Origin of the sequence: Arthrobacter sp. PAMC 25486 (assembly GCF_000785535.1) — a bacterium.
Classification (GTDB): domain Bacteria; phylum Actinomycetota; class Actinomycetes; order Actinomycetales; family Micrococcaceae; genus Specibacter.
The window spans coordinates 4,461,986-4,485,271 of the sequence record NZ_CP007595.1; the positions used below are offsets into that span (position 1 = coordinate 4,461,986).

Consider the following 23,286-nt stretch of genomic DNA (forward strand, 5'->3'; position numbering starts at 1 on the left):
TCAAAACTTAGGAGCACGTCATTTCCGTGAGCCACGCATTCACCATGGGCCCCACCCTCCTGTTTGCCCCGGCAGACCGGCCCGAGCGCTTCGCCAAGGCGGCCGAACGCGCCGACGCCGTCATCATTGACCTGGAAGACGCGGTCGCGCCGGTTGCCAAGGCGCAGGCCCGGGAAAACATGGTGGCCAGCACACTGGACCCGACGAAAACCATGGTGCGCATCAACGCCCTCGACACGCCCGATGCCGCCCTGGACCTGGCGGCGGTGGCGCGCAGCCCCTACCGGACCATCATGGTGGCCAAGGCCTCCGACCCGGCAGGCGTCGCGGCGCTCGCGGACTTCAACGTGGTGGTGCTGTGCGAAAGTGCGGCCGGGATCCTGGCTGCCTCCGCCCTGGCGCAGCTGCCCAATGTGGTGGCGTTGATGTGGGGCGCCGAGGACCTCGTGGCCTCATTGGGTGGAACGTCCAGCCGTTTCACCGCCGGGCTGCGGGCCGGAAGCTACCGTGACGTGGCTATGCTGGCGCGCTCGCAGCTGCTGCTGGCGGCCGGTGCTTTCGGGAAGGTCGCGATCGACTCCATCTACGCCGACTTTGCCGACCTCGAGGGCCTCGCCGAAGAGTCAGAGGACGCCATGGCCAGCGGCTTCGGTGCGAAGGCATGCATCCACCCCTCGCAGGTTGCCGTCATCCGGGCTGCCTACCGGCCCTCTGACGACGATGTTGCTGCCGCCCGTGAACTGCTGGCCGCCGCCGATGCTGCGGGCACCGGCGTGTTCGCGTTCCAGGGCCAGATGGTCGACGGCCCCATCCTCCTCCACGCACAGCAAACCCTGCGCCGGGCCACCCCTGACAGCCCAGACGCTCGCTCACATATGGGGCATTAATCCCAAACGCTCGCGCAGTTACGGGGCGTTTTTCCCAAACGCTCGCGCAGCAATGGCCAGTCCCGTCAGTGTGATTCCCCTATGATGGGTCCAATTCGAAACGCTCCTGCAGTAGCGGGGCGGTTTTCGACAACGCTCGATCAGTTGTGGGGTGTCATCGTGGGGAAAGAACTTCCGGGGAACAAACAAGCGGGCTGGCCGGATCCGGGCCAGGTGACACTTGCCGACATGAATATCAAGCAGCGGGTCCGTCTTGTTCCATTCGTGCTGGCGGTCCTGGCCATGCTGTGCAGCATCGTCGGACCCAATGCGGGCTTGTACCTGGCCGGACATTCCCTTGCGCTCGTTGCCGCGCTGGCCGTACCCGTGAGCTATGGGTGGCTCAGCCGTGGTGCGGGTACGCAGAATAAATCACAGCGGGCGGCCCTCACCGCCGGCCTTTCACTGCTCGCCGTGGTGCTTGCCTTTGCGGAGGCCGTCATGCTGTCCTATGGCTCAGCCGACGGTGCGGTCGCCGACATTGGCGGGACGTTCCTCTGGCTGGTGGGCGGTGTGGGACTTCTGGCACTTTCGGGCCTGGCCGCGTATCAGTGGCCCCGCCAGGGACATTAAGGAACGGCGGCGGCCGGTGACCTCTTCTGTGAAAGGTCACCGGCCGCCGCCGTGCTTCAACCGGCCGCGGGTGCGACAGCGAACCAGGAAATCCAGCCATTGCTGCGCTAGCGTTTCGGGAAAGCGCCCCATATGTGAGCGAGCGTCTGGGAAAAGCGCCCCATATGTGATCGAGCGTTCAGGAGTGGGGTGGGCTAGGCGTTGACGAGGGCGCCTTCGCGGACCGTCTTCATGGCGCGAGTCCAGGTGATGAGCTGGTCGAGCATGGGCGCGACCGAGGCTGCCTGGATCTCGGTGGGCTTGAAGGTGGAGAAGTTCTCGAAGTCGGTGAACAGGGAGAACATGCCGGTCTTCTGCACGTGGGCGACCTGCAGTTCGGAGAGGATGCCGCGCAGGTGCTCCATGGCGCGGACGCCGAAGGCCGAGCCGTAGCCGACCATGCCGGCGGCCTTGTTGTTGAACTCGACATTCAGGTAGGAGATGGCGTTGGCCAGGGCCGGCTGGACCGAGTGGTTGTACTCGCCGGTGATGAAGATGTAGCCGTCAAACTCGTTCATCTTCGCTGCCCAGACCTTGGTGTGGTCGTTCTGATAGTTCTGGTAGCCGGCCGGGTAGGCCTCGTCCAGGACGGGCAGGTTGAAGTCCGCGATGTCAACGATTTCGTAGTTTGCATCCCCGCGCAGCTGAGCCTGAGCCAGGACCCATTCTGCAACGCCGGTGTTAATGCGGCCGGGGCGGGTGGAACCGGTGACGATGGCGATCTTGGTCATGTGTTTTCTCCTTGAAAATGAGCAACGCGCCACCGTAAGTAAATGACGTGTCAACTAAAACTTGCTGTTTCCATCATGAAGCAGACATACTTGATGTGTCAACTAATGCTAAGGAATGTGAGGAAGGCAATGACCCGCAATGATTCCGCGGCCCCGGTCGTGCCGGGGCGAACGCCAGGGCAAACTCCGGGGCAAACGCCGCAGCGCCCGCCCGAGCAGCTCCCTCCCGAGGAGACGCACTGGCTCAGCACCCAGGAGCAGGCCCTCTGGCTGGAGTTGCGCGAATTCGCCAGCGGCCTCCCGCGCGCCATCGACCGCCAGCTCCTCCAAGACTCCGACGTCTCCGGTGTGGAGTACTCCGTCCTGGCTGTCGTGTCGGAATCGCCAGGCAAGGTGGTTCGTTCCGGTGATCTTGCCGCCAAGCTGGGGTGGGACCGCTCTCGGGTGTCCCACCTGCTGCGCCGCATGGAAGCCCGCGGGCTCATCCATCGCTGCGCCGCGAGTGCCGACGGTCGCGGCCAGGACATCGCCCTGACCGAGGCCGGCTGGGATAAGGTGCGTGGCGCCGCCCCCGGCCACGTCACCATGGTGCGCGAAACCATCTTCGATCCCCTGACGCCCGAACAGCAGACACAGCTTTTTGCGGCACTCACCAGCATCCGCCGCGCCGCCGAGGAACGCGGCCTGTGGTGACGCCCGCCGCGTAAGTGCGGAATACTTGTAACCATGGCGCATCGTAAAGTGATCATCCTCGGCTCAACAGGTTCCATCGGCACCCAGGCGATTGACGTCGTCGAGCAGGCAACCCTTCCCGACGGCAGCCCGCGCTTCAGCGTCACTGCCCTGAGTGCCGGCGGCGGCAACCTCGAATTGCTGGCCGGGCAGGCTGTTGCGCTGCGGGTGTTGGCTGTTGGCATTTCCACGAACGACGCCGGGACCCTGCGTTCCCTGATTGACTCACGTGCCGCCGCTGTCGGCTTGGCAGGCTTCGCCCCGGAAATCCTCACCGGCCCGGACGCCTCGACCGTCATCGCCGCGTGGGGCGCGGGCACGACTGACGCGGCCGACGTCGTGCTTAATGGCATCACCGGCTCCATCGGCCTGGCCCCGACCCTGGCCGCACTCGGCACCACCGCCATCCTGGCCCTGGCCAACAAGGAATCCCTCATCGTAGGCGGGGAACTCGTCAAGGCCGCCGCCTCGCCCGGCCAGCTGGTGCCCGTGGATTCCGAGCACTCGGCCCTGGCCCAGGCGCTGCGCTCCGGCACTGCGGGTGAAGTTGAGAAACTGATTGTCACGGCCTCGGGCGGGCCGTTCCGCGGCCGCAGCCGCGAAGAGTTGGCCGATGTCACTCCGGAACAGGCGCTCAAGCACCCCACCTGGGACATGGGCCCCATGGTCACCACCAACTCCGCCACGCTGGTCAACAAGGGCCTGGAGGTCATCGAGGCGCACCTGCTCTTCGACGTCCCGCTGGACCGGATCGAGGCCGTGGTGCACCCGCAATCCATTGTTCACTCGATGGTGCAGTTCACCGACGGTTCAACCATCGCCCAGGCCTCCCCGCCGGACATGCGCCTGCCCATCGCCCTGGGGCTCGGCTGGCCCGAGCGGGTCCCCGGCGCGGCGACACCCTGTGACTGGACGAAGGCGGCCACCTGGACATTTGAGCCACTCGACAACGTGGCCTTTCCCGCCGTCGAGCTTGCCAAGGAGGCTGCACGCCGGGGGAGTACCTGCCCTGCCGTCTACAACGCGGCCAACGAGGAAGCCGTCCATGCCTTTCATGCCGGAAGGATCGCGTTCCTGGATATTGTGGACACCATTGCGCAGGTTCTCAGCGAACACACACCGGAATCGCAGCTCACGCTCCAAAGCGTGTTGGATGCTGAAGTATGGGCACGCGCACGGACCAACGAGTTGCTGGCCACCAAGGGCTGAGCACTTTTCAACGCAGGTAGTAAAACGCAGGAAGTAAATTGTGACTGTATTGCTTTTCATTGGTGGCGTGCTCTTTGTCGCCATCGGCATCGCCCTCTCCATCGCCTTGCACGAGGTGGGCCACCTGCTGCCCGCCAAGCTGTTCAAGGTCCGCGTCACCCGGTTCATGATCGGCTTCGGCCCCACCCTGTGGTCCAAGAAAAAGGGCGACACCGAGTACGGCATCAAGGCCATTCCGGCCGGCGGCTACGTGGCCATGGTGGGCATGTACCCGCCGAACCCCACCGACGGCAGCGTCCGCCCCTCCAGTACCGGCATGTTCCAGACCCTCGCCACCGAGGCCCGCAGCGCAGCCCATGAGGAAGTCGGCCCCGAGGACGCCAACCGGGTGTTCTACAAACTGCCCGTGTGGAAAAAGATCATCATCATGCTGGGCGGGCCCGCCATGAACCTGCTCATTGGTGTGGTGCTCATGGCCGTCCTGCTCATGGGCTTCGGCACCGCCCAGGCCACCACCACCCTGTCCGAGGTCAACGCCTGCCAAGTCGCGTACGGCGAGCCAGTGCCCACCGACCTCAGCAACTGCACACCCACGCCCGCCGCGGCCGCCGGCCTGCAGCCCGGTGACACGCTTACATCGTTCGACGGCGTGCCCGTCACCGAGTGGGCGGCCTTCACCGAGAGGGTCCGCGCCTCGGCAGGAAAGAACGTTCCGCTGGTCTATGAGCGTGCCGGGAAGACCGTCTCCACCACCATCACCCCGGTTTTGACGGCCAGGCCTGTTATCGGAGCCAACGGCATGGCCGAAGTTGACGGCTCCGGAACCACAGTTACGGTGCAGGCGGGCTTCCTTGGGGTGGGGCCAACCACCGCCCTGGTGAGGGAACCGGCGTCGGCCGTCCTGCCCGCCGTTGGCAATAGTGTCGTTCAAATCGGCGGGGTGGTCCTTCAGCTCCCGCAGAAACTTGTGGGCGTGGCGCAGGCCGCGTTCAGCTCCGAACCGCGCGACCCTAACGGCCCCATCTCCGTGGTCGGTGTGGGCCGGGTGGCCGGGGAAGTGGCCGCCATGGAGGCGATTCCCCTGAGCTCCCGGGCGGCAACGCTCATCGGGCTGCTGGCCAGCGTGAACCTTGCCCTGTTCGTGTTCAACCTGATTCCGCTGCTGCCGCTCGACGGTGGCCACGTGGCGGGAGCGCTGTATGAGGGCGCCCGGCGCAGGGTCGCCAAGGTGTTCAAGCGCAAGGATCCGGGCCCCTTTGACATCGCCAAGCTGCTGCCGCTGACTTATGTGGCGGCCGTGGTGCTCATGGTGATGGGTGCCCTGCTGATCTACGCCGACATTGTTAAACCAGTCAATCTTTTCGGCTAGGCCCCTTGGTCCCCGGTCTAGTCACTCTTAATTGGTTGATTAATTCAAATCAACCAATTATGGTTTAGTTATGTATGTACTGACAATTGACCAACGTGGCAGCCGGACCCACGGCGACAAAGTGCCTGCGCTGCTGGCAGCCCTAGACGATATTGACGTCATCCTGCCCTTCGAACGCTCCGTAGGCGATGAAATCCAGGGGCTGCTGGGGGAACCAGGCGCCGTGGTGGAAGCTGCAATGCGGGTGCTGCGCCTGCAGGAATGGTATGTGGGGCTGGGTGTTGGCAGTGTCGACCTGCCTCTTCCTGCCAGCGCGCGTGAGGCCTCGGGCGCTGCCTTCGTCGCCGCCAGGGAGGCTGTTGAATCGGCGAAAAAGCTCGGCGACCGGGTGCCGGTGCGTGTGCAGAGCGGCGCGGATGGTGACCGGACCGATGGTGCCTGGGCGGCAGCCGCCGAGGCGGTGCTGGTCCTGGTCGGTGATGTTGTGCGGGGCAGGTCGGCCGCGGAATGGCGCGTGCTTGACGCACTGGATGCGGCGCCCGGCGTGGCGCAGAAGGACATTGCGGCGCAGCTGGGGATCACTCCACAGGCCGTCAGCAAGGCGATCGTGCGGTCAGGGCGCCTCGAAGAACTCAACGGCAGGAAGGCCGCCGTGCTGCTGCTCTCCCAACTTGTCAGTGCCGGGCGCTAGTGTGAACAGCACAGTCGGCGGGGCGGCCTGAACCACAGGGAACCTGAAGCACGGGCCTTGAACCACAAGGCCCTGGACCATGGGGAACCGGGTCGCGTGCTGCTGGGTGGATGACCTACTGAGCGAAGGAGAGCGCATGGATGCACTGTGGATTACCCTGGCGATGGTCCTTGCCGTTGTGGGCGGCTGGCCGGTCACGGCAGGCATCCTTAAACTTGCCAAGTCTCAAACCATCCGTGCCGTGGACGCCGCTGAGTCGGGGGAGGCGGTGGTGGAGCCCACCGAAGGCGAACCGGCCACTGTGGAGGAGTCGCCCTCGGGCATTCCCTTGGCTGCCGACGCAGCCACGCCCGCCGGCCCGGATACCGACGCAGGCACGCCCGCAGGCCCGGATACCGACGCAACCACGCCCGCAGGCCCGGATGTGGGCAGCGGTGGCGAAGGAAGTCGCGCCGATGGAGGCCGCGACGCGCCAGCCCGGGCGGCACCAGCACGTCCCGGCGGCGAAGTGCTGCGCGGCGGGTTGCTCATTGGGTTTTTGGAGCGGGGAGCCGTGGCGGTAGCCATTTTTTCCGGCCAACCGGTGGCCATCGCCTACGTTGTCGCCATCAAGGGCCTGGGCAGGTATCCGGAGTTGAAGGAAACTCCTGGCGCCAGTGAGCGCTTCATCATCGGCACCCTGGCCTCGATGTTGTGGGCTGCCAGCGTGGGTGTGCTGACTAAAGTGCTCCTGCTATAAGGTGAAAGCATGTCTATTTTCGCCGTTGAATATGTCTATGGTCCCGAAGCCGAAGAAGCACGGGTGGAGCACCGCCCCAAACACAGGGAGTGGCTGGCCGCCCTGGCCGAGGCGGAGGTTGTCCTGGCATCAGGGCCCTACGCCGACGGTGCCGGTGCCTTGCTGATTATCAACGCAGCCGATGAAGCTGCCGTGCAGGAGCTCATCTCCCAGGACCCCATGACCGTCGGTGGCGGTGTTACGGGGCTGAAGATTTCAGGCTGGGACCCGGTCATCGGGCAGCTGAGCAAGTACGTGGGATAAGCCTCACTAGTCCTCGCACGGGGCCGATCGAGCCTACAATCAAAGGTAGTTAGTGCGAGAATCCTATGGTGGTGCCACAAACCTGTTCACCTCCTGCAGTATTAGTTTATTGAACTCCTAGGAGCATATTTTGACCTCCGTCAGTCTTGGCATGCCGCCATTGCCACCGCCCGTGCTTGCGCCCAGGCGCAAAACCCGGCAAATTAAGGTCGGCCCGGTGGGTGTGGGCTCGGATTCGCCCATCAGCGTGCAATCCATGACAACCACCCCCACCACGGACATCAACGGAACGCTGCAGCAGATTGCTGAGCTCACGGCGTCGGGCTGCGACATTGTTCGCGTGGCCTGTCCGTCGCAGGACGATGCCGATGCGCTGCCGATCATTGCCCGCAAGTCGCAGATCCCTGTCATCGCGGACATTCACTTTCAGCCGAAGTACGTTTTCGCGGCCATCGAAGCTGGCTGTGCCGCTGTGCGCGTGAACCCCGGAAACATTCGCAAGTTTGATGACCAGATCAAGGAAATCGCGAAGGCTGCCAGGGACCACGGAACCTCCATCCGCATCGGCGTGAACGCCGGTTCCCTGGAGCCGGGCATCATGAAAAAGTACGGCAAGGCAACCCCTGAAGCCCTGGTGGAATCCGCTGTCTGGGAAGCCTCCCTGTTTGAAGAACACGGATTCCACGACTTCAAGATCTCCGTCAAGCACAATGACCCTGTCATCATGGTTGCCGCCTATGAAATGCTGGCCGAACAAGGCGACTGGCCCCTGCACCTTGGCGTGACCGAGGCCGGACCAGCCTTCCAGGGCACCATCAAGTCCGCCACCGCATTTGGCGCGCTGCTGTCCAAGGGCATCGGCGACACCATCCGTGTTTCACTCTCCGCCCCGCCGGTGGAAGAAATCAAGGTCGGCAACCAGATCCTGCAGTCGCTGAACCTGCGCCCGCGGAAGCTGGAAATTGTTTCCTGCCCGTCCTGCGGTCGCGCCCAGGTTGACGTGTACAAGTTGGCGGAGGAAGTCACCGCCGGTCTTGAAGGCATGGAAGTGCCGTTGCGCGTCGCCGTCATGGGCTGTGTTGTCAACGGTCCCGGTGAAGCCCGCGAGGCAGACCTGGGTGTTGCCTCCGGCAATGGCAAGGGCCAGATCTTTGTGAAGGGAAAAGTCATCAAGACTGTTCCTGAAGATCAGATTGTTGAGACACTCATTGAAGAAGCCATGAGGCTTGCGGAAGAGATGGAGTCCGACGAGGATGAGCCGACTCTCACGGGTGGCCCCGTGGTTAGCGTCTCCTAGGGACGCCCGGCACGACCCGGTGCGCGTCCTTGTCCACAGCGACACGGACGCGCTCCGGGCCCTTATCGCGCGTGACCGCGTAGCCAATGTATTCGTTGACTCGCTCGTCAACCAGCACCGCAGTGCCGTGCCTGTGGCTCCCGGCGCGTACATGCTCGGCTATTTTATGGACGACGGCGTGAGGCTAGCCGCCGCCTGCTGGGTGGGTTCCAACGTGGTACCGATCGAGGCCACCCCCGAGCATGCCGGCTACTTTGCCCGCTGGATGGTGGCTCACTGGCAGCCGCACGCCTCCATCTTTGGTCCAGCCGACGCCACCTTGGCCATCATGACCGAGTTGCAATCCACCGGCATTAAAGCCCAAGAAATCCGAACAAACCAGCCATTGTTGACGATTTCCGGCGAACCCATGGTTGCGCCCCATCCGGCGCTGGCCGTCAGCGACAGCGAGCAATTTGGTGAAATTCTTGTGGCTGCTGCTGCGATGTTTGAGGAAGAAGTGGGCTACTCACCATTCCTGGGCGGCGAGGCAAACTACCGGCGCCGGGTGGCCTGGCTGATCAGCAACGGCTATTCGTTCAGCCACGCCGAACCGCTGGGCGAAGTGATCTTTAAAGCAGACCTTGGCGCCGTCACGCAGTACGCCACGCAGGTGCAGGGCGTCTGGATGAACCCGCGCTACCGCGGCCTGGGGCTCAGCGCCTCCTACATGGCCGGCGTCGTGACCTTGGCGCAGCGCCACGCGCCCGTCACGAGCCTGTACGTCAACGACTACAACACCACGGCCCGAGCCCTCTATGAACGGGTGGGCTTTGAACAAGTGGGCACCTTCGCCACCGTCCTGTTCTGAAGGATGCACGACGCCGGACCCGCTGGCCCGGGTGCCACGTCCGCCACCGTGGCTCCGCGCCTCCCCGCTGGCGCATGCGCAACCTTGGGTGCCAGTGTTGCGCAGCCGCAAAGGCGAGCTGGCGCATGCTCAAGGGCGGGTGCCAGTGGTGCGCAGCCGTCGCAGCGGCGCCAAGCTCGCCGTTGGTGCTGCGCATGTGGAAAAGCGACTTGGCGCATGCGCACGTGAAGCCACTGCAGCGGCGCAGGCATCCTGCGGCCCGGCGCTGCGGAGGACGCTCCGGAAGCCATGCGCAACGTCGGACCCCGCTCTGGCGCATGGCGCGCGACGCCGGACCCGAAGGTGCGGATCTCCGGCCCGCCACCACCGACCCGCGCCGCCCGGCTCCTGCAATGTAACCCGCGTCACCACTTGTGCGCTACGATTATGCAACTTGTTGCGCAAAGGAGTGCATGTATGAATGCTGGCCAGTTTCCCCACCTGTTCGCCCCGCTGGATTTGGGGTTCACCACGTTGCCCAACCGGGTGCTGATGGGCTCCATGCACGTGGGCCTGGAAGAACTCCCCGGCGGCTTTGAACGCATGGCCGCGTTTTATGCTGAACGCGCCAGGGGAGGGGTGGCGCTCATGGTCACCGGCGGCATCTCGCCCAATGAGGCGGGCCGGCCCATGAAGGGCGGCGCCAAGCTCAGCACCGATGAAGAGGCGCAGCAGCACAGGGTCGTGACGGCAGCTGTCCATGCCGAAGGCGGCAAGATCGCGTTGCAACTCCTGCACTTTGGCCGCTACGCCTCCCACAGGAACCTCGTTGCACCCAGCGCCGTCCAGGCCCCGATCAGTCCGCTCACCCCACACCCGATGAGCGCTGAGGAGGTGGAACAAACCATTGAGGACTTCGCCACCGCGGCACAGCTAGCCCAAACGGCAGGCTACGACGGCGTGGAAATCATGGGCTCCGAGGGCTACCTGATCAACGAGTTCATTGCCCGGCGCACCAACCACCGTAGCGATGAATGGGGCGGATCCTATGAGCACCGGATGCGTTTTCCCGTGGAGATCGTCCGCCGCACCCGGGAACGCGTCGGCGCGAACTTCATCATCATCTACAGGCTTTCCATGCTGGACCTTGTGGAGGACGGCTCCACCCTGGAAGAGGTCATCCAACTAGCCCAGGCCGTTGAAAAGGCCGGCGCCACCATCATCAACACCGGCATCGGCTGGCACGAGGCCCGCATCCCCACCATCGTCACCTCCGTGCCGCGGGCCGGCTACGCTTGGGTCACGAAGAAGCTGATGGGCTCCGTAAGCATCCCGCTGGTGGCCACCAACCGCATCAACACCCCCGAGGTGGCCGAGGCGCTGCTCGCCGACGGCACCGCGACCATGGTCTCCATGGCCCGGCCGTTCCTCGCCGACGCCTTCTTCATGCGCAAGGCCAGGGACGGGCGCAGCGATGAAATCAACAGCTGCATCGGCTGCAACCAGGCCTGCCTCGATCACACCTTTGTGGGAAAAACCTCCTCCTGCCTCGTCAACCCACGAGCCTGCCACGAAACCGAAATCATCCTTGAAACGGCAAGCAAGGCGAAAAAGCTCGCCGTGGTGGGTGCCGGCCCGGCCGGGCTGGCGTTCGCCGTGACTGCCGCCCAGCGCGGCCACCATGTCACCCTGATCGAGGCTGCCAAGGAGATCGGCGGCCAGTTCAACATCGCCAAGCAGATCCCGGGCAAGGAGGAATTCAACGAGACCATCAGATACTTCCACCGCCAGATCCAGCTCCTTGGCATCACACTGGAACTGAACACGCGCGCCAGCGAGGAGCGCCTGCTGGCAGGAAACTTTGACGAAATTGTCCTGGCCACGGGTGTCATCCCGCGGATACCGGAGCTGGACGGCGTCGACCATCCCAGCGTGCTCAGCTACATTGACGTACTCCGGGACAAGAAGGAAGTGGGTGCCAAGGTGGCCATCCTCGGCGCCGGAGGCATCGGCTTCGACGTGGCCGAATACATCACCTCCCACGGCACCAGCGCCACACTGGTCCCGGAAAAGTTTTACCGCGAGTGGGGCATCGACACCGAGTACCAGAACGCCGGCGGCATCACCACACCTGCGCCCGAGCGCCCGGACCGGCGCGTGAGCCTGTTCCAGCGCAAGGAGACCAAGGTCGGCGCAGGTCTGGGCAAGACCACCGGCTGGATTCACCGCACAGCCCTGAAAGCCAAGGGCGTCACCATGGTTCCCGGGGTGGAGTACCACAAGATTGACGACGCCGGACTGCACTGTGCACTCAACGGCACCGACACCGTCCTCGCCGTGGACACCGTCATCCTGTGTACCGGGCAGGAACCCCGGCGCGAACTGCAGGCGGGGCTGGAAGCCGGAGGCGCCGTCGTGCATCTCATTGGGGGAGCGGATGTGGCGGCCGAGCTCGATGCCAAGCGTGCCATCGACCAGGGCACGCGGCTGGCGGCACGGATCTAAATGTCGCTGACACACGCCCTCCTGACCTCGCTGCTGGAAAAGCCGTGCACGGGGGCCGAATTGGCCAGGCGGTTCGATAAGTCACTGGGGCATTTTTGGCAGGCAACCCACCAGCAGATCTACCGGGAACTAGGCAAAATGGAGGGCGCCGGGCTTATCGAAGCGCAAGAATTGCCCACGGCCCGCGGCCAGCAACGCCAGTTCCAGGTGCGTGGGGAGGGCCGGAACGAGCTGCTGCTTTGGTGCGCCCAACAATCGGAACCACGGCCCATCAGGGACGAACTGCTGGTGCGGCTGCGTGCCGCCGCCGTGTTGGGGACCGTGGACGTCATGGCGCAAATGCGCCGACACCACGGCCTGCACTCAGCAACGCTGCAACGCTATCTCGACATCGCAGGGCAGGACTTTCCCCAAGATACGCCACGGACTAATGCCGGTGAATTGCAGCTGGCGGTGCTGCGGGCAGGCATCGCGTATGAGCGGTCCTGGCTGGAATGGTGTGACCAGGCGCTGGCGGACCTGGCCGGCACCGACAGTCAGGGCACGGACGGCCAGGGCGCCGACAGTCAGGAGCTGTGACGCTGGCGGTCAGGCCGTTTGACGCCGCAGGGTCAGGGAGGAGAAGAGCAAGCCCGCCACCACAAACGCCGCAATCACCACCAGGTCCACCAGCAGTGCCGAGGTGGGGTTGGAATGAGCAGCCACTTCCTGCAAGCCGTCCACGGCGTAACTCAGCGGCAGCACATTTGAAATGGCCTCCAACACCCCGTTCATCTGGTCCCTGGCCACAAACAGCCCGCAGAGCAGGATCTGCGGAATCACCACAACGGGCATGAACTGCACAGCCTGGAATTCTGTGGTGGCAAAGGCCGAGCACAGCAGGCCCAGGGCCACACCAAGCACCGCCGTGAGCACCGAAATCAACACCACCCATCCGGCGTTGCCGGCGATCTTCAAACCAAAAATCCAGTACGCCGTGGCCGTTGCCACAAGCGCCTGCAGGGCCGCCATGATGGAGAAAGCCAGGGCATAGCCAAACAGCAGGTCTGCCCTGTGGAGGGGTGTTGTCAGCAACCGTTCCAAGGTGCCTGAGGTTCGCTCACGCAGCATCGTGATCGAGGTGACGAGGAACATCACCACAAACGGAAAAATGCCCAGCATCATCAGGCCCACACGGTCGAAGGTGCGTGGCTGTCCCGGGGCGAGGGCTTCGTTTTGATACAGCCAATACACCAGGGCCAACAAGACCGCCGGGACCACCAGGATCAAACCGATGCTGCGGGGGTCGCCCTTGAGCTGTTGCAGCACCCGGGTGCAGGTAGCCCAGAGCATCGCGGGATTCATGAGGCCGCCTTCCCGGTGTTGGCGGCCGCGGCTTGGGAGGCCTGGATCAGCCGCAGGAAGGCCAGCTCCAAATCGTCCGTCTCGCCCTGTATACGCAATTGTGCCGGTGTCAGCTGCTCCAAAAGCAGTCCCTCGCGCAGCAACAACAGTGAATCGCAGTGTCCGGCCTCCTCCATGACATGGCTGGAAATAAGCAAGGTGGTCCCTTCCTCCGCCATGGCCGCAAACTGCTGCCACAAATCCGCGCGCAGCACCGGATCAAGGCCCACCGTGGGCTCATCCAGCACCAGCAGGCGTGGCTTGCCCACGAGTGCGCAGGCCAGCGACACCCGGCTGAACTGCCCGCCTGACAGATCAGCGGCCTTGCGTTTGGCCAGTTCGGAAAGCCCGACGGCGGCCAGCACCGCCTGCGCGTCCGCCCGGTTTGCGCCATGCACGGCACCAAAGTAGCGGACGTTGTCCAGTACGCTCAGGTCCCGGTAGACGCTGGGTGCCTGGGTGACGTAGCCGACGTCGTGCCTGTTGCGAGGATCCCCGGCGGGGCGGCCCAGGACCGTGACGGTGCCGGCGGTGATCTTTTGCACCCCGACCAAGGCCCGCAGCAAGGTGGTCTTGCCGCTGCCGGACGGGCCCAACAAGCCGGTGATGCGCCCCGCGGGGATATTGGCGGAAATGTTAGCCAGCACAGTATTTTTCCCGCGGCGCACCCGTAAACCCTCGACGCTGACACTGATGGGTCCGTGGGTGCCGGAGGGGTCCGCCGGGACCGGGGCAAAGGGTGGTGCGGCTGCTCGGTGGGACACGGTGCCTCCTGGACTGCCGGTGCGGATGCTCTGACTTCAAACTAGACCCGGGGCAGGAGACTGTCCAGCGCCGACGGTCCATGGCGCATGCGTTGTTGGCGCCGCCGGGACGGGTGTGCCAGAGTCAGCCTCGAACCGGTAGATTGGTACTTGGCCGTCCATGCCATGGCGGCAGCTACCAACGTCAAGAAAAAGGAAAATTCGCCCGTGGCCCTTCGCCTTTCCACCCTCTTTCTCCGCACCCTGCGTGAAGATCCCGTCGACGCCGAAGTGGACAGCCACAAGCTGCTGCTGCGAGCCGGCTACATCCGCCGCGCGGCACCGGGCATTTACACCTGGCTTCCGCTGGGCCTGCGCGTACTGCGCAAGGTTGAAGCCATTGTGCGTGAAGAGATGGATGCCATTGGCGCCCAGGAAGTCCATTTCCCCGCCCTGCTGCCCCGCGAACCGTACGAGACCACGAACCGCTGGCAGGAATACGGAGACAACCTCTTCCGCCTCCAGGACCGCAAGGGCGTCGACCTTCTGCTGGCCCCCACGCATGAGGAAATGTTCACGCTGCTGGTCAAGGACCTGTACTCCTCCTACAAGGACCTGCCGCTGAGCCTGTACCAGATCCAGAACAAGTACCGCGACGAGGCCCGCCCCCGCGCCGGCCTGCTCCGTGGCCGCGAGTTTGTCATGAAGGATTCCTACTCCTTTGACATTGACGACGCCGGACTGGACGCCAGCTACATGGCTCACCGTGGTGCTTACTTGCGTATCTTTGAGCGCCTCGGCCTGGCAGTCATCCCCGTGGCGGCCACCGCCGGCGCCATGGGCGGTTCCAAGAGCGAAGAGTTCCTGCACCCCATGGACGTTGGTGAAGACACCTTTGTGCGTTCACCCGGCGGCTACGCAGCCAACGTTGAAGCGGTCACCACGGTCGTGCCGGCCGAGATCGACTTCAGCAACGCCCCCGCAGCCGTGGTGCGTGACACCCCGGACACCCCCACGATCGACACGCTGGTGGCCGCAGCCAACGAACTGGCACCGCGTGCAGCAGGCGAATGGAGTGCCGCCGACACGTTGAAGAACGTTGTGCTGGCTGTGGACCTGCCCACAGGCGAACGCCAGATCGTGGTTGTCGGCCTGCCCGGCGACCGCGATGTCGACCTGAAGCGCATCGAAGCCAACATTGGTGGGCATCTGGAAATCGGCGGCGAAGTTGCTGTCGAAGCGGCCGGCGAAGCCGACCTGAAAAAGCACCCGGGCCTCATCAAGGGCTACATGGGGCCCGGCCTGGCACTCGACGCAGCCGTCCTCGGTGCCGAATCAGCCACCAAAATCCTGTACCTCGTTGACCCCCGCGTTGTCTCCGGGACCAGCTGGATCACCGGCGCCAACGAAGAAAACAAGCACGTGTTCGGCCTGGTTGCCGGCCGCGACTTCACCTGGGACGGCACTGTTGAGGCCGCCCAGGTTCGCGAAGGCGATCCGGCACCCGACGGTTCCGGTCCGCTGGAAGCCGCCCGCGGCATCGAAATGGGCCACATCTTCGCGCTGGGACGCAAGTACGCCGAAGCTTTGGACCTGAAGGTTTTGGATAAGAACGGCAAGCTGGTAGTTGTCACCATGGGCTCCTACGGTGTCGGTGTCACCCGCGCCGTTGCAGCCCTGGCCGAATCCAACCACGACGACAAGGGCCTGATCTGGCCCTCCCAGGTGGCACCCGCCGACGTCCATGTCGTGGCTGTCGGCCGCGGCGAGGAAATCTACGCAGCCGCCGAACAGCTCACCGCCGACCTTGAAACCGCTGGGCTGGACGTCATATACGACGACAGGCCCAAGGTTTCCCCCGGCGTGAAGTTCGGCGACGCCGAGCTCATCGGCGTCCCCACCATCCTGGCCGTGGGCCGGGGACTCGTGGACGGCGTTGTGGAGATCAAGAACCGTGCCACCGGCGTTGCCGAGAACGTGGCAGTGGCCGACGCCGTGGCGTACATTCTCGACCAGCGGTAATTCGCTCAGGACCCGGCGCGCACTTCCGCCAGCCGCCCCTCGCGGGCCGTAAGATTTCTCGCACGTTTACCGACTTCGTTCCTCAGCCGGTGCCCGTGCGTGGAAATCCATCCCCGCTCCGGGGCTGCAGGCTCTCGTGTGCGCCGGGTCCTTCGACGTCCGCAGAAGGGCAACAAGCAATGGTTTCCGGACTTGAAGACATCACCACGGCCACGATCCTGTTGGTCATCGTGGCGGGCTTCGCCGCGGGCTGGATCGACGCCGTCGTGGGTGGCGGCGGCCTCATTCAGCTGCCCGTGATGTTGATGATCCCGGGAATCACGCCCGTGCAGGCGCTGGCCACCAACAAAATGGGCTCCATTTTTGGTACAGCCACGAGCTCCATCACGTATTACCGGCGCGTGAAACCAGACATGCGCACCGCCCTGCCCATGGCCGGTGTGGCGTTGCTGGGGAGTGTGGGCGGGGCAGTGGTGGCGGCGAGCCTGCCAGGTTCCGTGTTCAAACCCATCATCGTCATCGCCCTCGTGGCTGTCCTGTTGTTCACGGCGTTCAAGCCCAGCCTCGGTGAATTCACGGCGTTGCGCCATTCAGGACGCACGCACTATGTGGTGGCGGCCTGCATCGGCGGGATCATCGGCTTTTACGACGGCCTGATCGGTCCGGGCACGGGCTCGTTCCTGATCATCGCCATGGTCAGCCTCATGGGTTATGCATTTCTGGAGGCCAGTGCCAAGGCAAAAATCGTCAACCTGGCCACCAACGCCGGCGCCTTGATGTTCTTCCTCCCCCACGGTTCACTGCTGTGGGGTGTGGGCCTGATCCTGGGCGGGGCCAACATGGCCGGCGGCTATCTCGGGGCGCGCACGGCCGTGAAGCAGGGCAGCAAGTTCATCCGGGCGGTTTTCCTGGTGGTTGTGGGCGTGCTGATCATCAAACTCGGCATCGACGTGTGGCTGGAAAACATCGTAGGGGCCTCATAGCGGCGGGCAGCTAACACGGCCTGTGGGCTAATACAGCCGGTGGAGTGCGTGCGCGTCCGGCAGTCCCGGGAGCGTCCGTCCCGCCATGGTGCTGGCAACCCACAGCGAACGTTTCGCGTCGTCGGGCAACGAATCCGCAAAGTAGCTCAGCGCATTTTCCACCTCGCGCAGCACAGCCCACTGGGCGCACAGTTCCTCATCAAGACCGGCAGCCTGTGCCAACGCTGCAGCACGACGGCGGAGCCCGGCTGCTGCGTTGAGCGCCGGCAAATCCTCGAGCCGGTTCCACAGACAAGGTGCCACAGCGAATTCGCCATCACCCACCTGAACTTGGGGGTCGATGGCCAGATACTGTCCGGAACGCGGTTGTCCCGATCCCGGTTGTCCTGATCCCGGTTGTCCTGATCCCGGTTGTCCTGATCCCGGTTGTCCCGATCCCGGTTGTCCCGATCCCGGTCTGGCCAGAATGTTTTGGTAGTGCAGATCGGTGTGGACCAGGACATCGTTGCTGCTGCGCCGGCCCACGGCGCCGCGCGTGTGGCAGACCTCCAGAGCCGCTTCCAGCAGCCAGCGCGGGAAGGGCTCCCCAAGGTCGGTCCAGGCCTGGGGCAGTTCGTCGCTATACCTCTCGGCGGTGGCAGCGATGTGTGGCAGCAGCCGCCATTCGGGGCGGTCATCGGGGTGGATGCTCAATTCCTGGACGACTCCGCCCCAGAGCGGGATGGCCTCCTCCATGGGCAATTCCATGAGGGAGCGTTGCTCATCGAGGCGTTCCAGCAGCATGGCACCCAGCGAATCATCGTTAGCAAGCAGGCGCACCGACCCTGAGCCGTTCCACAGTGTCAGGGCCAGGGGTTCCAGCAGGGCTTCCTCGTGGGGGAAAACCACTTTCAAGGCCGCCTGCACGCCTTGGGCGGTGACCACCGGAACCACCACACCGGTGTGCCCGTGCCAAGGCAGACCATGGGGTGGCAGGGCCAACTCCAGTTGCCATTGTTCCAGCGCCTGTTCAATGAAACCGCGGACGTCGCCCAGCCACAGGCGCCCTCGGGCGGTTTGGCGGTGGCGGCGGCGCAGCGCTTCGGGGATCTCAAATCTGATGGACACAGTAATGAGCTTAGCCAAGCCAACCGCTGGAGCCGAGCAGGCTGCCGATCGCAAAGGTGGCGCCCAGGGCCAACGCCCCGCCCAGCACCACACGGGCGGCGGCCTTGACGCGTGAACCCCCGCCGATCATGGCTCCGATCCAGCCTGTGATTCCCAGTGCCAGCAGCACCGCAACGAAGGTGACCGGCACGCGCAAACCTTCTGGCGGCAGCAGGATGGCCAGCATTGGCAGGACGGCGCCGATGGTGAAGGCGATCGCCGAAGCGAAGGCGGCATGCCAGGGGCTGACCACCTCGTCTTCATCAAGGTTGAGCTCGGCCTGCAGGTGCGCGCCCAAGACGTCATGGACGCTCAATTCTGCGGCAACCTGGGCAGCGGTGGCCGAAGAGAGGCCCTTCTCCTGGTAGCTGTGGGCCAGCCTGGCCAGACTTTCCGCAGGCGCACGATTAAGTTCATCTTGTGTGGCTGCGATCATGGCCTTTTGGCTGTCGCGCTGGCTGCTGACCGAGACGTACTCACCCAGGGCCATGGAGATCGCGCCACCCACGAGGGCGGCCAGTCCGGCGGTGATGATGGGGCCGGTTCCACCGGTCGCCCCGGCAACACCGACCACGACGGCGGCAACGGAGACGATTCCGTCATTGGCGCCCAAAACTCCTGCCCGCAGCCAGTTCAGCCGCTGGGCAATTTCCCCTGTTTTTGACAGCGCCCGCGGCGGGGACAGCTGTTGTGATTGCTTCATGATTCAAGCAAATCACTGCGTCCACAATGCCGCCAGCAAGGAAAGGATGCCCTCGCGAAGGCATGGCTATCCTCAATCAGAGCGACTTTTTGGCAAGTGTTCTAGGTGCCGGAACCCATGCCCGCCAGGGCTCCAACGCTGCCGCCCCACCCAGCCTGGGCATCAGCGGAATCCACCAGCCAGGCCACGGCCATCTCGCGCAGCTGTGTGGTGTTGGCGGAAGGAACGCCGGCGGTGGCTGGCGTACCCGTTGTTGCCGTTGCAGTGGAGGGGGCCGTGCTCACCGCTGCCAGGTCGGCAAAGACTGCAGCGAGTTCGCCCTCCAAGGAAGCCAGTGCCGCTGCAGGATGCGTTGTGAAGTCTGCAGCGAGGGTAAAACCAGGCACCAGCGAGGTGCCTGGCAGGCAGCGCACCTCAAGCTCGGCATTCAGCGACGTCAGTTTCGCCTCATGCCGGGCCAACAATGCCGTGCCCCGCTTGAGCTGGGCTTCACTGAGGTGCGGCGTGGCCACTTGGTAGGCGTAAATCGCCTTTTGCTCACCTTCTGCCGCGGCGAGCAGGGCAGCATCAACACTTGCCCCGGGACGCGGATCCAATGTGGAGCTGCACTCCGGGGCATCAGGTACCGGAAAATTCACGGATGCCGGCAGAGCCGGGGAGTCGACCGGGGTCAGGTCTGCGGCGGCCGCCACCGCCTGGCTGCGCAGCAATTGGCTGGTTCCCACGGCGGCAAAGACCCGCCCCATGGCATGGTCGGCACCCACGGCGTCCTGCAGCAGGGCCTCGCCGTTGGTGCGCAATCCAAGCACCAAAGCCTCCACGGTGGCTGGGGCAAGAGCGGTTGCCGCGGCCGTGGCAGTTGCCGTTCCCGGTGGCAGACCGTCGCTCAACGCAGCGCCCTGGGCGGCCAAATCTGTTGCCGTTTGGGCCAGCAGTTCCTGGACTTCCTGCTTGTTTCCGGCTGTGCCAAGCTCGGCGGCCTGCTCAAGCAAGGAGTTCGTGGCTTCCCAGGCGGCCTGCCGGTCCACCTCGGTGTGCGACGGTCCGGCATGGTTGTCGGCCGTGCTGGAGAGGACCGTGCCCAAACCCAGGATCACGGCCGAGATGACCAGCAGGAACAACAGTCCGCGCAAGGCGCCTGTCAGTCGGCCACGCTTCCTGGCAGGTTTGGCAGGTGCTGCGGATGCCGCGTCCACAGTTTTTTCGGTTGGCTTTGTGGCAGCTGCCGAGGTCTCGGTTTTTGGTGGCACGACGGCGGAGCCCAGCTGTTGTTCCGCCAGTCGCCTTTCGCGTCGGGACTGGGGGAGTGGCTCTTCTCCCGGCTTCCCGTCCTCGCCCACCTCAGCGGCCGCCGGCGTAGTTTCCGCAAGCTCGGCCGGTGCAACGATGCCGGCAGCAACGTCAGGATCAACGTCGGGACCGGCCTCAGGCTCAACTGCCGGGGCGTCCGCTGTTTCCGGCTCATCCACTGCGGCCGAGTCCGCCTCGGCAGCAACCTCCGGTGCGGCACCCGCGGGGTCGTCAACCTCGAGCCCCTGGGCGGCAGTGGGTTCCTGAACCTCCACCTCGGCCCTTGCCTGGGCCCCAGACTCAGCGTCCACCTCAGCCTCGGCAGCTTCGTCAGTCTGTGTCTCGACGCCACCGGCGACCCTGGCAGCATTCTCAACGTCAGTTTCGGCAGTGGCTGCAGCGTCAGCCGCCGGCTCAACCGCAACCGCAGCCTCGGTCTCAATCCGGGCCTCAGCAGGAGAAACGGACTTAGCCGTCACCCCGGTATCGGGTTCAACGTCAGCCTCTGCAGTAACCTCAGCTTCCGGCTCAACCTGAGTCTCAGCCTCGGTATGGGTCTGCACCTCAGCATCGGCCGCCTTCTCAGCCTCAGCCTCGGCGGGCGCCGTCGGCGTTTCGTTGCCCGACTCCACCTCAGCGGCAGGTGCCGTCGGAGGCAGGGGTGTGTCTCCGGCGTCGTGCGCGGGAAGGGTGGATGGCACAATCATTCCCGCAGCATCCACCACCAACACGGCCGGGGTAGCAGTTTTAGCCGGGGCGCCTGCGGGGGCAGTGGCGCGGCGGGGGGCCTTGCGCCGGGGGTTGACGGGCTGCTCCGTCGCTGCGCCGTCGGTGGTGGCGGGGAGGGAAGCATCGGGCCCGGTCTCAGGCAGTGGATTGGTCACAACTGTTGATCATCTCATGGGAGCCCGCGGCGGCGCACACCACCGGGGCCTTGCGGGACGGATGCGTTGATACTCACACTCAAATCGTCCTGCGGCACTGGTGGAAACTCGGTAGTCTATATACCTACAACAACATCAATAGGGAGGCGTGCGTTTTTATGACGAAGCCAGACAGGCCAAATAAGGCCGCACGCTCAGGGAATTCGCCCTCTGCCGTGGACCCCACAGTCGAGGCGCAGCGGATTCACGCACTCCTGACGCCCACAGTGGCGGCGGCGGATTTGTTTCTGGAAGAAGTGAAAGTTCACTTTGCCGGCAACCACCGCACAGTTTCAGTGGTTGTTGACCTTCCCGAGGATGAAATGGGCGGCGTGGGCCTTGACGCCATCTCCGCCATCTCCCGGCAGCTCTCCGAGGTCATGGACACCGACCCCAACGATGACGGCAGCGTCTACGACCTGGAAATTTCCTCCCCTGGGGCCACCCGGCCGCTCACTGAACCACGCCACTGGCGCCGGGCATTGGGACGCATGGCCAAGGTCAACGCCTCCGATCGGGAAAACTTCATGGGCCGCATCCTGGCTGTGGAGGAGGACGGCGTGGTGTTCAAGCCCGAGATTGCCGTGAAGAAGGGTATGAGGCCCAAGCAGGGTGAGCCCGAAAAGCTCTTGTTCACGGCGATCCGCCGTGGTGTTGTGGAACTGGAATTCGCCCGCCTCGACGAGGCTGAGCTTGATTTGGAATTTGAACCAACCGACGGCGACGCGGTTGCTGGAGAGGGAAGCTGACCATGGACATTGATATGAGCGCACTGCGTGAATTGGAGCGTCAGAGGGAAATTCCCCTGGATCTGCTCATCCCCACCATCGAGCAGGCCCTGCTGATGGCGTACTACAAGTCTCCGGGTGCCCACGAGGAAGCCCGTGCAGAGCTTGACCGCAAGAGTGGCCACGTGACCATCTGGGCGGCCGAGATTGACGACGACGGCGCCCGCATCGGCGAATTTGAGGACACTCCCAAGGGGTTTGGCCGCATCGCTGCCAGCACAGCCCGCCAGATCATTCTCCAACGCCTGCGCGACGCTGAAGACGACGCCGTTGTCGGCGAGTTCCGCGGCAAGGAAGGCGAGCTGGTCTCCGGCCAGATCCAGCAGGGCAACAACCCCAACATGATCCAGATCGACCTGGGTGCTGTTGAAGGTGTGCTGCCGCCCAACGAGCAGGTGCCCGGTGAGGACTACCGCCACGGCAACCGCATCCGCACCTTCGTTGTTGAGGTCCACCGCGGTTTGAAGGGCCCCTCCATCACGCTGTCCCGTTCGCACCCCGGACTGGTCCGCAAGCTCTTTGAAATGGAAGTTCCCGAGATTGCGGACAACACGGTGGAAATCGTGGCATTGGCCCGCGAAGCAGGCCACCGCAGCAAGATGGCAGTCCAGGCCAACAAAGCCGGCGTCAATGCCAAGGGCTCCTGTATCGGCGAAATGGGCTCACGCGTGCGTGCAGTCATGACGGAGCTGAACGATGAAAAGATCGACATTGTTGATTTCAACGAGGATCCAGCCATCTTTATCGCCAATTCCCTCTCACCGTCGAAGGTGATTTCAGTCACCATCATCGATGAGGCGGCACGCTCTGCACGGGTCGTTGTCCCTGATTATCAGCTGTCTTTGGCCATTGGCAAAGAGGGTCAGAACGCCCGCCTTGCCGCCAAGCTCACGGGCTGGCGCATCGACATCGTCTCCGACGCCGCAGCGGTTTAGGTCTGCGACGCGGCGGCGCGGTAGAATAAGAAGAACCGGGCCTAAAACCGCCCTGACACCCAAAACCTGAAAGCACAGCAGAATTGGCAAAGGAAGCAATGGCAGCGCAGGATTCTTCAGCGCACGCCGAGCTTACGTTGCCCAATCCGGCTGTCCGGACATGCATTGGATGCAGGAAGGCCACAGCCCGGGACCAACTCATACGGCTGGTCAGGTCAACGAACGGCACCGGTGAAACGGTGGCATTGGTTGATGTGCAGGCCCGTATGCCTGGCAGGGGAGCATGGCTGCACCCCGGTCTGGAATGTTGGCGGCTGGCCATCAAACGCCGAGCCATTGGCCGGGCCCTTCCGGGGGTCACCAATGTGCACGCAGTTGAATTGTTCGCCGAAGAGGGCCTGCCCACGCAGGCCTGAAGATACGAACC

General features: G+C 64.2%; 23 protein-coding genes. 17 read left to right on the forward strand and 6 right to left on the reverse strand.

The genetic code is table 11. The features are described from left to right. Positions 1-26 precede the first annotated feature (26 nt). Together art_RS20010 and art_RS20015 are read left to right on the forward strand one after the other, a co-directional pair. On the forward strand, positions 27-887 hold the full coding sequence (locus art_RS20010) for a CoA ester lyase (RefSeq protein ID WP_052136828.1): 861 nt from the start codon (positions 27-29) through the stop codon (positions 885-887). Positions 888-1,115: 228 nt separating this feature from the next. Continuing rightward, complete coding sequence (locus art_RS20015; RefSeq protein ID WP_157875387.1) at positions 1,116-1,499, forward strand: hypothetical protein; 384 nt, start codon at positions 1,116-1,118, stop codon at positions 1,497-1,499. A gap of 194 nt (positions 1,500-1,693) precedes the next feature. Here art_RS20015 and art_RS20020 read toward each other — a convergent pair whose 3' ends face one another. Then, positions 1,694-2,269, reverse strand: coding sequence for an NADPH-dependent FMN reductase (locus tag art_RS20020; protein ID WP_038467781.1), 576 nt, complete (start codon positions 2,267-2,269; stop codon positions 1,694-1,696). Between the two features lie 129 nt (positions 2,270-2,398). Here art_RS20020 and art_RS20025 point away from each other — a divergent pair, with 129 nt between their 5' ends. The 10 genes from art_RS20025 to art_RS20070 all read left to right on the forward strand — a co-directional run bounded on the left by art_RS20025 (position 2,399) and on the right by art_RS20070 (position 12,522). Continuing rightward, positions 2,399-2,962, forward strand: coding sequence for a MarR family winged helix-turn-helix transcriptional regulator (locus art_RS20025; RefSeq protein ID WP_082000470.1), 564 nt, complete (start codon positions 2,399-2,401; stop codon positions 2,960-2,962). A 33-nt stretch (positions 2,963-2,995) separates the two neighbouring features. Continuing rightward, entirely contained in the window at positions 2,996-4,210 is a 1,215-nt protein-coding gene (gene dxr, locus art_RS20030; RefSeq protein WP_038467784.1) for a 1-deoxy-D-xylulose-5-phosphate reductoisomerase, read from the forward strand. Positions 4,211-4,247: 37 nt separating this feature from the next. Next, positions 4,248-5,579 carry an RIP metalloprotease gene (locus art_RS20035; protein ID WP_038467787.1) on the forward strand — a complete coding sequence of 444 codons (1,332 nt, stop codon included), beginning with the start codon at positions 4,248-4,250 and terminating at the stop codon, positions 5,577-5,579. Between the two features lie 70 nt (positions 5,580-5,649). Then, the gene (locus tag art_RS20040; RefSeq protein ID WP_038467790.1) at positions 5,650-6,270 is read left to right on the forward strand and encodes a MarR family transcriptional regulator; all 621 of its coding nucleotides are present in this window, start codon (positions 5,650-5,652) and stop codon (positions 6,268-6,270) included. Positions 6,271-6,406: 136 nt separating this feature from the next. Further along, positions 6,407-7,009, forward strand: coding sequence for a hypothetical protein (locus tag art_RS20045; RefSeq protein ID WP_038467793.1), 603 nt, complete (start codon positions 6,407-6,409; stop codon positions 7,007-7,009). 9 nt (positions 7,010-7,018) lie between these two features. Continuing rightward, positions 7,019-7,312: a YciI family protein gene (locus art_RS20050; protein ID WP_038467796.1), complete on the forward strand. Its 294-nt coding sequence runs from the start codon at positions 7,019-7,021 to the stop codon at positions 7,310-7,312. Positions 7,313-7,442: 130 nt separating this feature from the next. Then, positions 7,443-8,609: a flavodoxin-dependent (E)-4-hydroxy-3-methylbut-2-enyl-diphosphate synthase gene (gene ispG, locus art_RS20055; RefSeq protein WP_038467799.1), complete on the forward strand. Its 1,167-nt coding sequence runs from the start codon at positions 7,443-7,445 to the stop codon at positions 8,607-8,609. Then, positions 8,566-9,459 carry a DUF4081 domain-containing GNAT family N-acetyltransferase gene (locus tag art_RS20060; RefSeq protein ID WP_038467802.1) on the forward strand — a complete coding sequence of 298 codons (894 nt, stop codon included), beginning with the start codon at positions 8,566-8,568 and terminating at the stop codon, positions 9,457-9,459. Before ispG ends, art_RS20060 begins: the two co-directional genes overlap by 44 nt. 456 nt (positions 9,460-9,915) lie before the next feature. Beyond that, entirely contained in the window at positions 9,916-11,943 is a 2,028-nt protein-coding gene (locus art_RS20065; protein WP_038467805.1) for an FAD-dependent oxidoreductase, read from the forward strand. Next, positions 11,944-12,522, forward strand: coding sequence for a PadR family transcriptional regulator (locus art_RS20070; RefSeq protein ID WP_038467808.1), 579 nt, complete (start codon positions 11,944-11,946; stop codon positions 12,520-12,522). Between the two features lie 9 nt (positions 12,523-12,531). Here art_RS20070 and art_RS20075 read toward each other — a convergent pair whose 3' ends face one another. Together art_RS20075 and art_RS20080 are read right to left on the reverse strand one after the other, a co-directional pair. After that, positions 12,532-13,287 carry an ABC transporter permease gene (locus tag art_RS20075; RefSeq protein WP_167133798.1) on the reverse strand — a complete coding sequence of 252 codons (756 nt, stop codon included), beginning with the start codon at positions 13,285-13,287 and terminating at the stop codon, positions 12,532-12,534. Beyond that, complete coding sequence (locus art_RS20080) at positions 13,284-13,994, reverse strand: ABC transporter ATP-binding protein (protein WP_225437405.1); 711 nt, start codon at positions 13,992-13,994, stop codon at positions 13,284-13,286. The genes art_RS20075 and art_RS20080 overlap by 4 nt, the downstream gene beginning before the upstream one ends. Before the next feature lie 303 nt (positions 13,995-14,297). Here art_RS20080 and art_RS20085 point away from each other — a divergent pair, with 303 nt between their 5' ends. Further along, positions 14,298-16,091 (forward strand): proline--tRNA ligase, encoded by a 1,794-nt coding sequence (locus tag art_RS20085; RefSeq protein WP_038471188.1) that lies wholly within the window; start codon positions 14,298-14,300, stop codon positions 16,089-16,091. 179 nt (positions 16,092-16,270) lie between these two features. Further along, positions 16,271-17,074 carry a TSUP family transporter gene (locus tag art_RS20090; protein ID WP_038467814.1) on the forward strand — a complete coding sequence of 268 codons (804 nt, stop codon included), beginning with the start codon at positions 16,271-16,273 and terminating at the stop codon, positions 17,072-17,074. A 27-nt stretch (positions 17,075-17,101) separates the two neighbouring features. On the opposite strand, the gene art_RS20095 is transcribed toward art_RS20090, so the two are convergent. The 3 genes from art_RS20095 to art_RS20105 form a co-directional block, all read right to left on the reverse strand. Further along, positions 17,102-18,181 carry an aminoglycoside phosphotransferase family protein gene (locus art_RS20095; RefSeq protein ID WP_225437398.1) on the reverse strand — a complete coding sequence of 360 codons (1,080 nt, stop codon included), beginning with the start codon at positions 18,179-18,181 and terminating at the stop codon, positions 17,102-17,104. A gap of 10 nt (positions 18,182-18,191) precedes the next feature. Beyond that, the gene (locus art_RS20100) at positions 18,192-18,923 is read right to left on the reverse strand and encodes a VIT family protein (RefSeq protein ID WP_052136830.1); all 732 of its coding nucleotides are present in this window, start codon (positions 18,921-18,923) and stop codon (positions 18,192-18,194) included. 101 nt (positions 18,924-19,024) lie between these two features. Further along, positions 19,025-21,097 carry a DUF4439 domain-containing protein gene (locus art_RS20105; RefSeq protein WP_038467817.1) on the reverse strand — a complete coding sequence of 691 codons (2,073 nt, stop codon included), beginning with the start codon at positions 21,095-21,097 and terminating at the stop codon, positions 19,025-19,027. Positions 21,098-21,312: 215 nt separating this feature from the next. Here art_RS20105 and rimP point away from each other — a divergent pair, with 215 nt between their 5' ends. The 3 genes from rimP to art_RS20120 all read left to right on the forward strand — a co-directional run bounded on the left by rimP (position 21,313) and on the right by art_RS20120 (position 23,275). Continuing rightward, entirely contained in the window at positions 21,313-21,885 is a 573-nt protein-coding gene (gene rimP, locus art_RS20110; protein WP_225437399.1) for a ribosome maturation factor RimP, read from the forward strand. Between the two features lie 2 nt (positions 21,886-21,887). Further along, positions 21,888-22,859, forward strand: coding sequence for a transcription termination factor NusA (nusA, locus tag art_RS20115; protein ID WP_038467820.1), 972 nt, complete (start codon positions 21,888-21,890; stop codon positions 22,857-22,859). A 98-nt stretch (positions 22,860-22,957) separates the two neighbouring features. Beyond that, positions 22,958-23,275, forward strand: a complete 318-nt coding sequence (locus tag art_RS20120; protein WP_052136832.1) for a YlxR family protein — start codon at positions 22,958-22,960, stop codon at positions 23,273-23,275. Positions 23,276-23,286: the final 11 nt, after the last annotated feature.

Excerpts from the sequence above, each read along its gene's own strand:
- art_RS20015 (WP_157875387.1), top strand. The coding sequence starts at position 1,116 with ATGAATATCAAGCAGCGGGTCCGTCTTGTTCCATTCGTGCTGGCGGTC.
- art_RS20020 (WP_038467781.1), bottom strand. The coding sequence starts at position 2,269 with ATGACCAAGATCGCCATCGTCACCGGTTCCACCCGCCCCGGCCGCATT.
- art_RS20025 (WP_082000470.1), top strand. The coding sequence starts at position 2,399 with ATGACCCGCAATGATTCCGCGGCCCCGGTCGTGCCGGGGCGAACGCCA.
- dxr (WP_038467784.1), top strand. The coding sequence starts at position 2,996 with ATGGCGCATCGTAAAGTGATCATCCTCGGCTCAACAGGTTCCATCGGC.
- art_RS20040 (WP_038467790.1), top strand. The coding sequence starts at position 5,650 with ATGTATGTACTGACAATTGACCAACGTGGCAGCCGGACCCACGGCGAC.
- art_RS20045 (WP_038467793.1), top strand. The coding sequence starts at position 6,407 with ATGGATGCACTGTGGATTACCCTGGCGATGGTCCTTGCCGTTGTGGGC.
- art_RS20050 (WP_038467796.1), top strand. The coding sequence starts at position 7,019 with ATGTCTATTTTCGCCGTTGAATATGTCTATGGTCCCGAAGCCGAAGAA.
- art_RS20060 (WP_038467802.1), top strand. The coding sequence starts at position 8,566 with ATGAGCCGACTCTCACGGGTGGCCCCGTGGTTAGCGTCTCCTAGGGAC.
- art_RS20065 (WP_038467805.1), top strand. The coding sequence starts at position 9,916 with ATGAATGCTGGCCAGTTTCCCCACCTGTTCGCCCCGCTGGATTTGGGG.
- art_RS20070 (WP_038467808.1), top strand. The coding sequence starts at position 11,944 with ATGTCGCTGACACACGCCCTCCTGACCTCGCTGCTGGAAAAGCCGTGC.
- art_RS20075 (WP_167133798.1), bottom strand. The coding sequence starts at position 13,287 with ATGAATCCCGCGATGCTCTGGGCTACCTGCACCCGGGTGCTGCAACAG.
- art_RS20090 (WP_038467814.1), top strand. The coding sequence starts at position 16,271 with ATGGTTTCCGGACTTGAAGACATCACCACGGCCACGATCCTGTTGGTC.
- art_RS20100 (WP_052136830.1), bottom strand. The coding sequence starts at position 18,923 with ATGAAGCAATCACAACAGCTGTCCCCGCCGCGGGCGCTGTCAAAAACA.
- nusA (WP_038467820.1), top strand. The coding sequence starts at position 21,888 with ATGGACATTGATATGAGCGCACTGCGTGAATTGGAGCGTCAGAGGGAA.
- art_RS20120 (WP_052136832.1), top strand. The coding sequence starts at position 22,958 with ATGGCAGCGCAGGATTCTTCAGCGCACGCCGAGCTTACGTTGCCCAAT.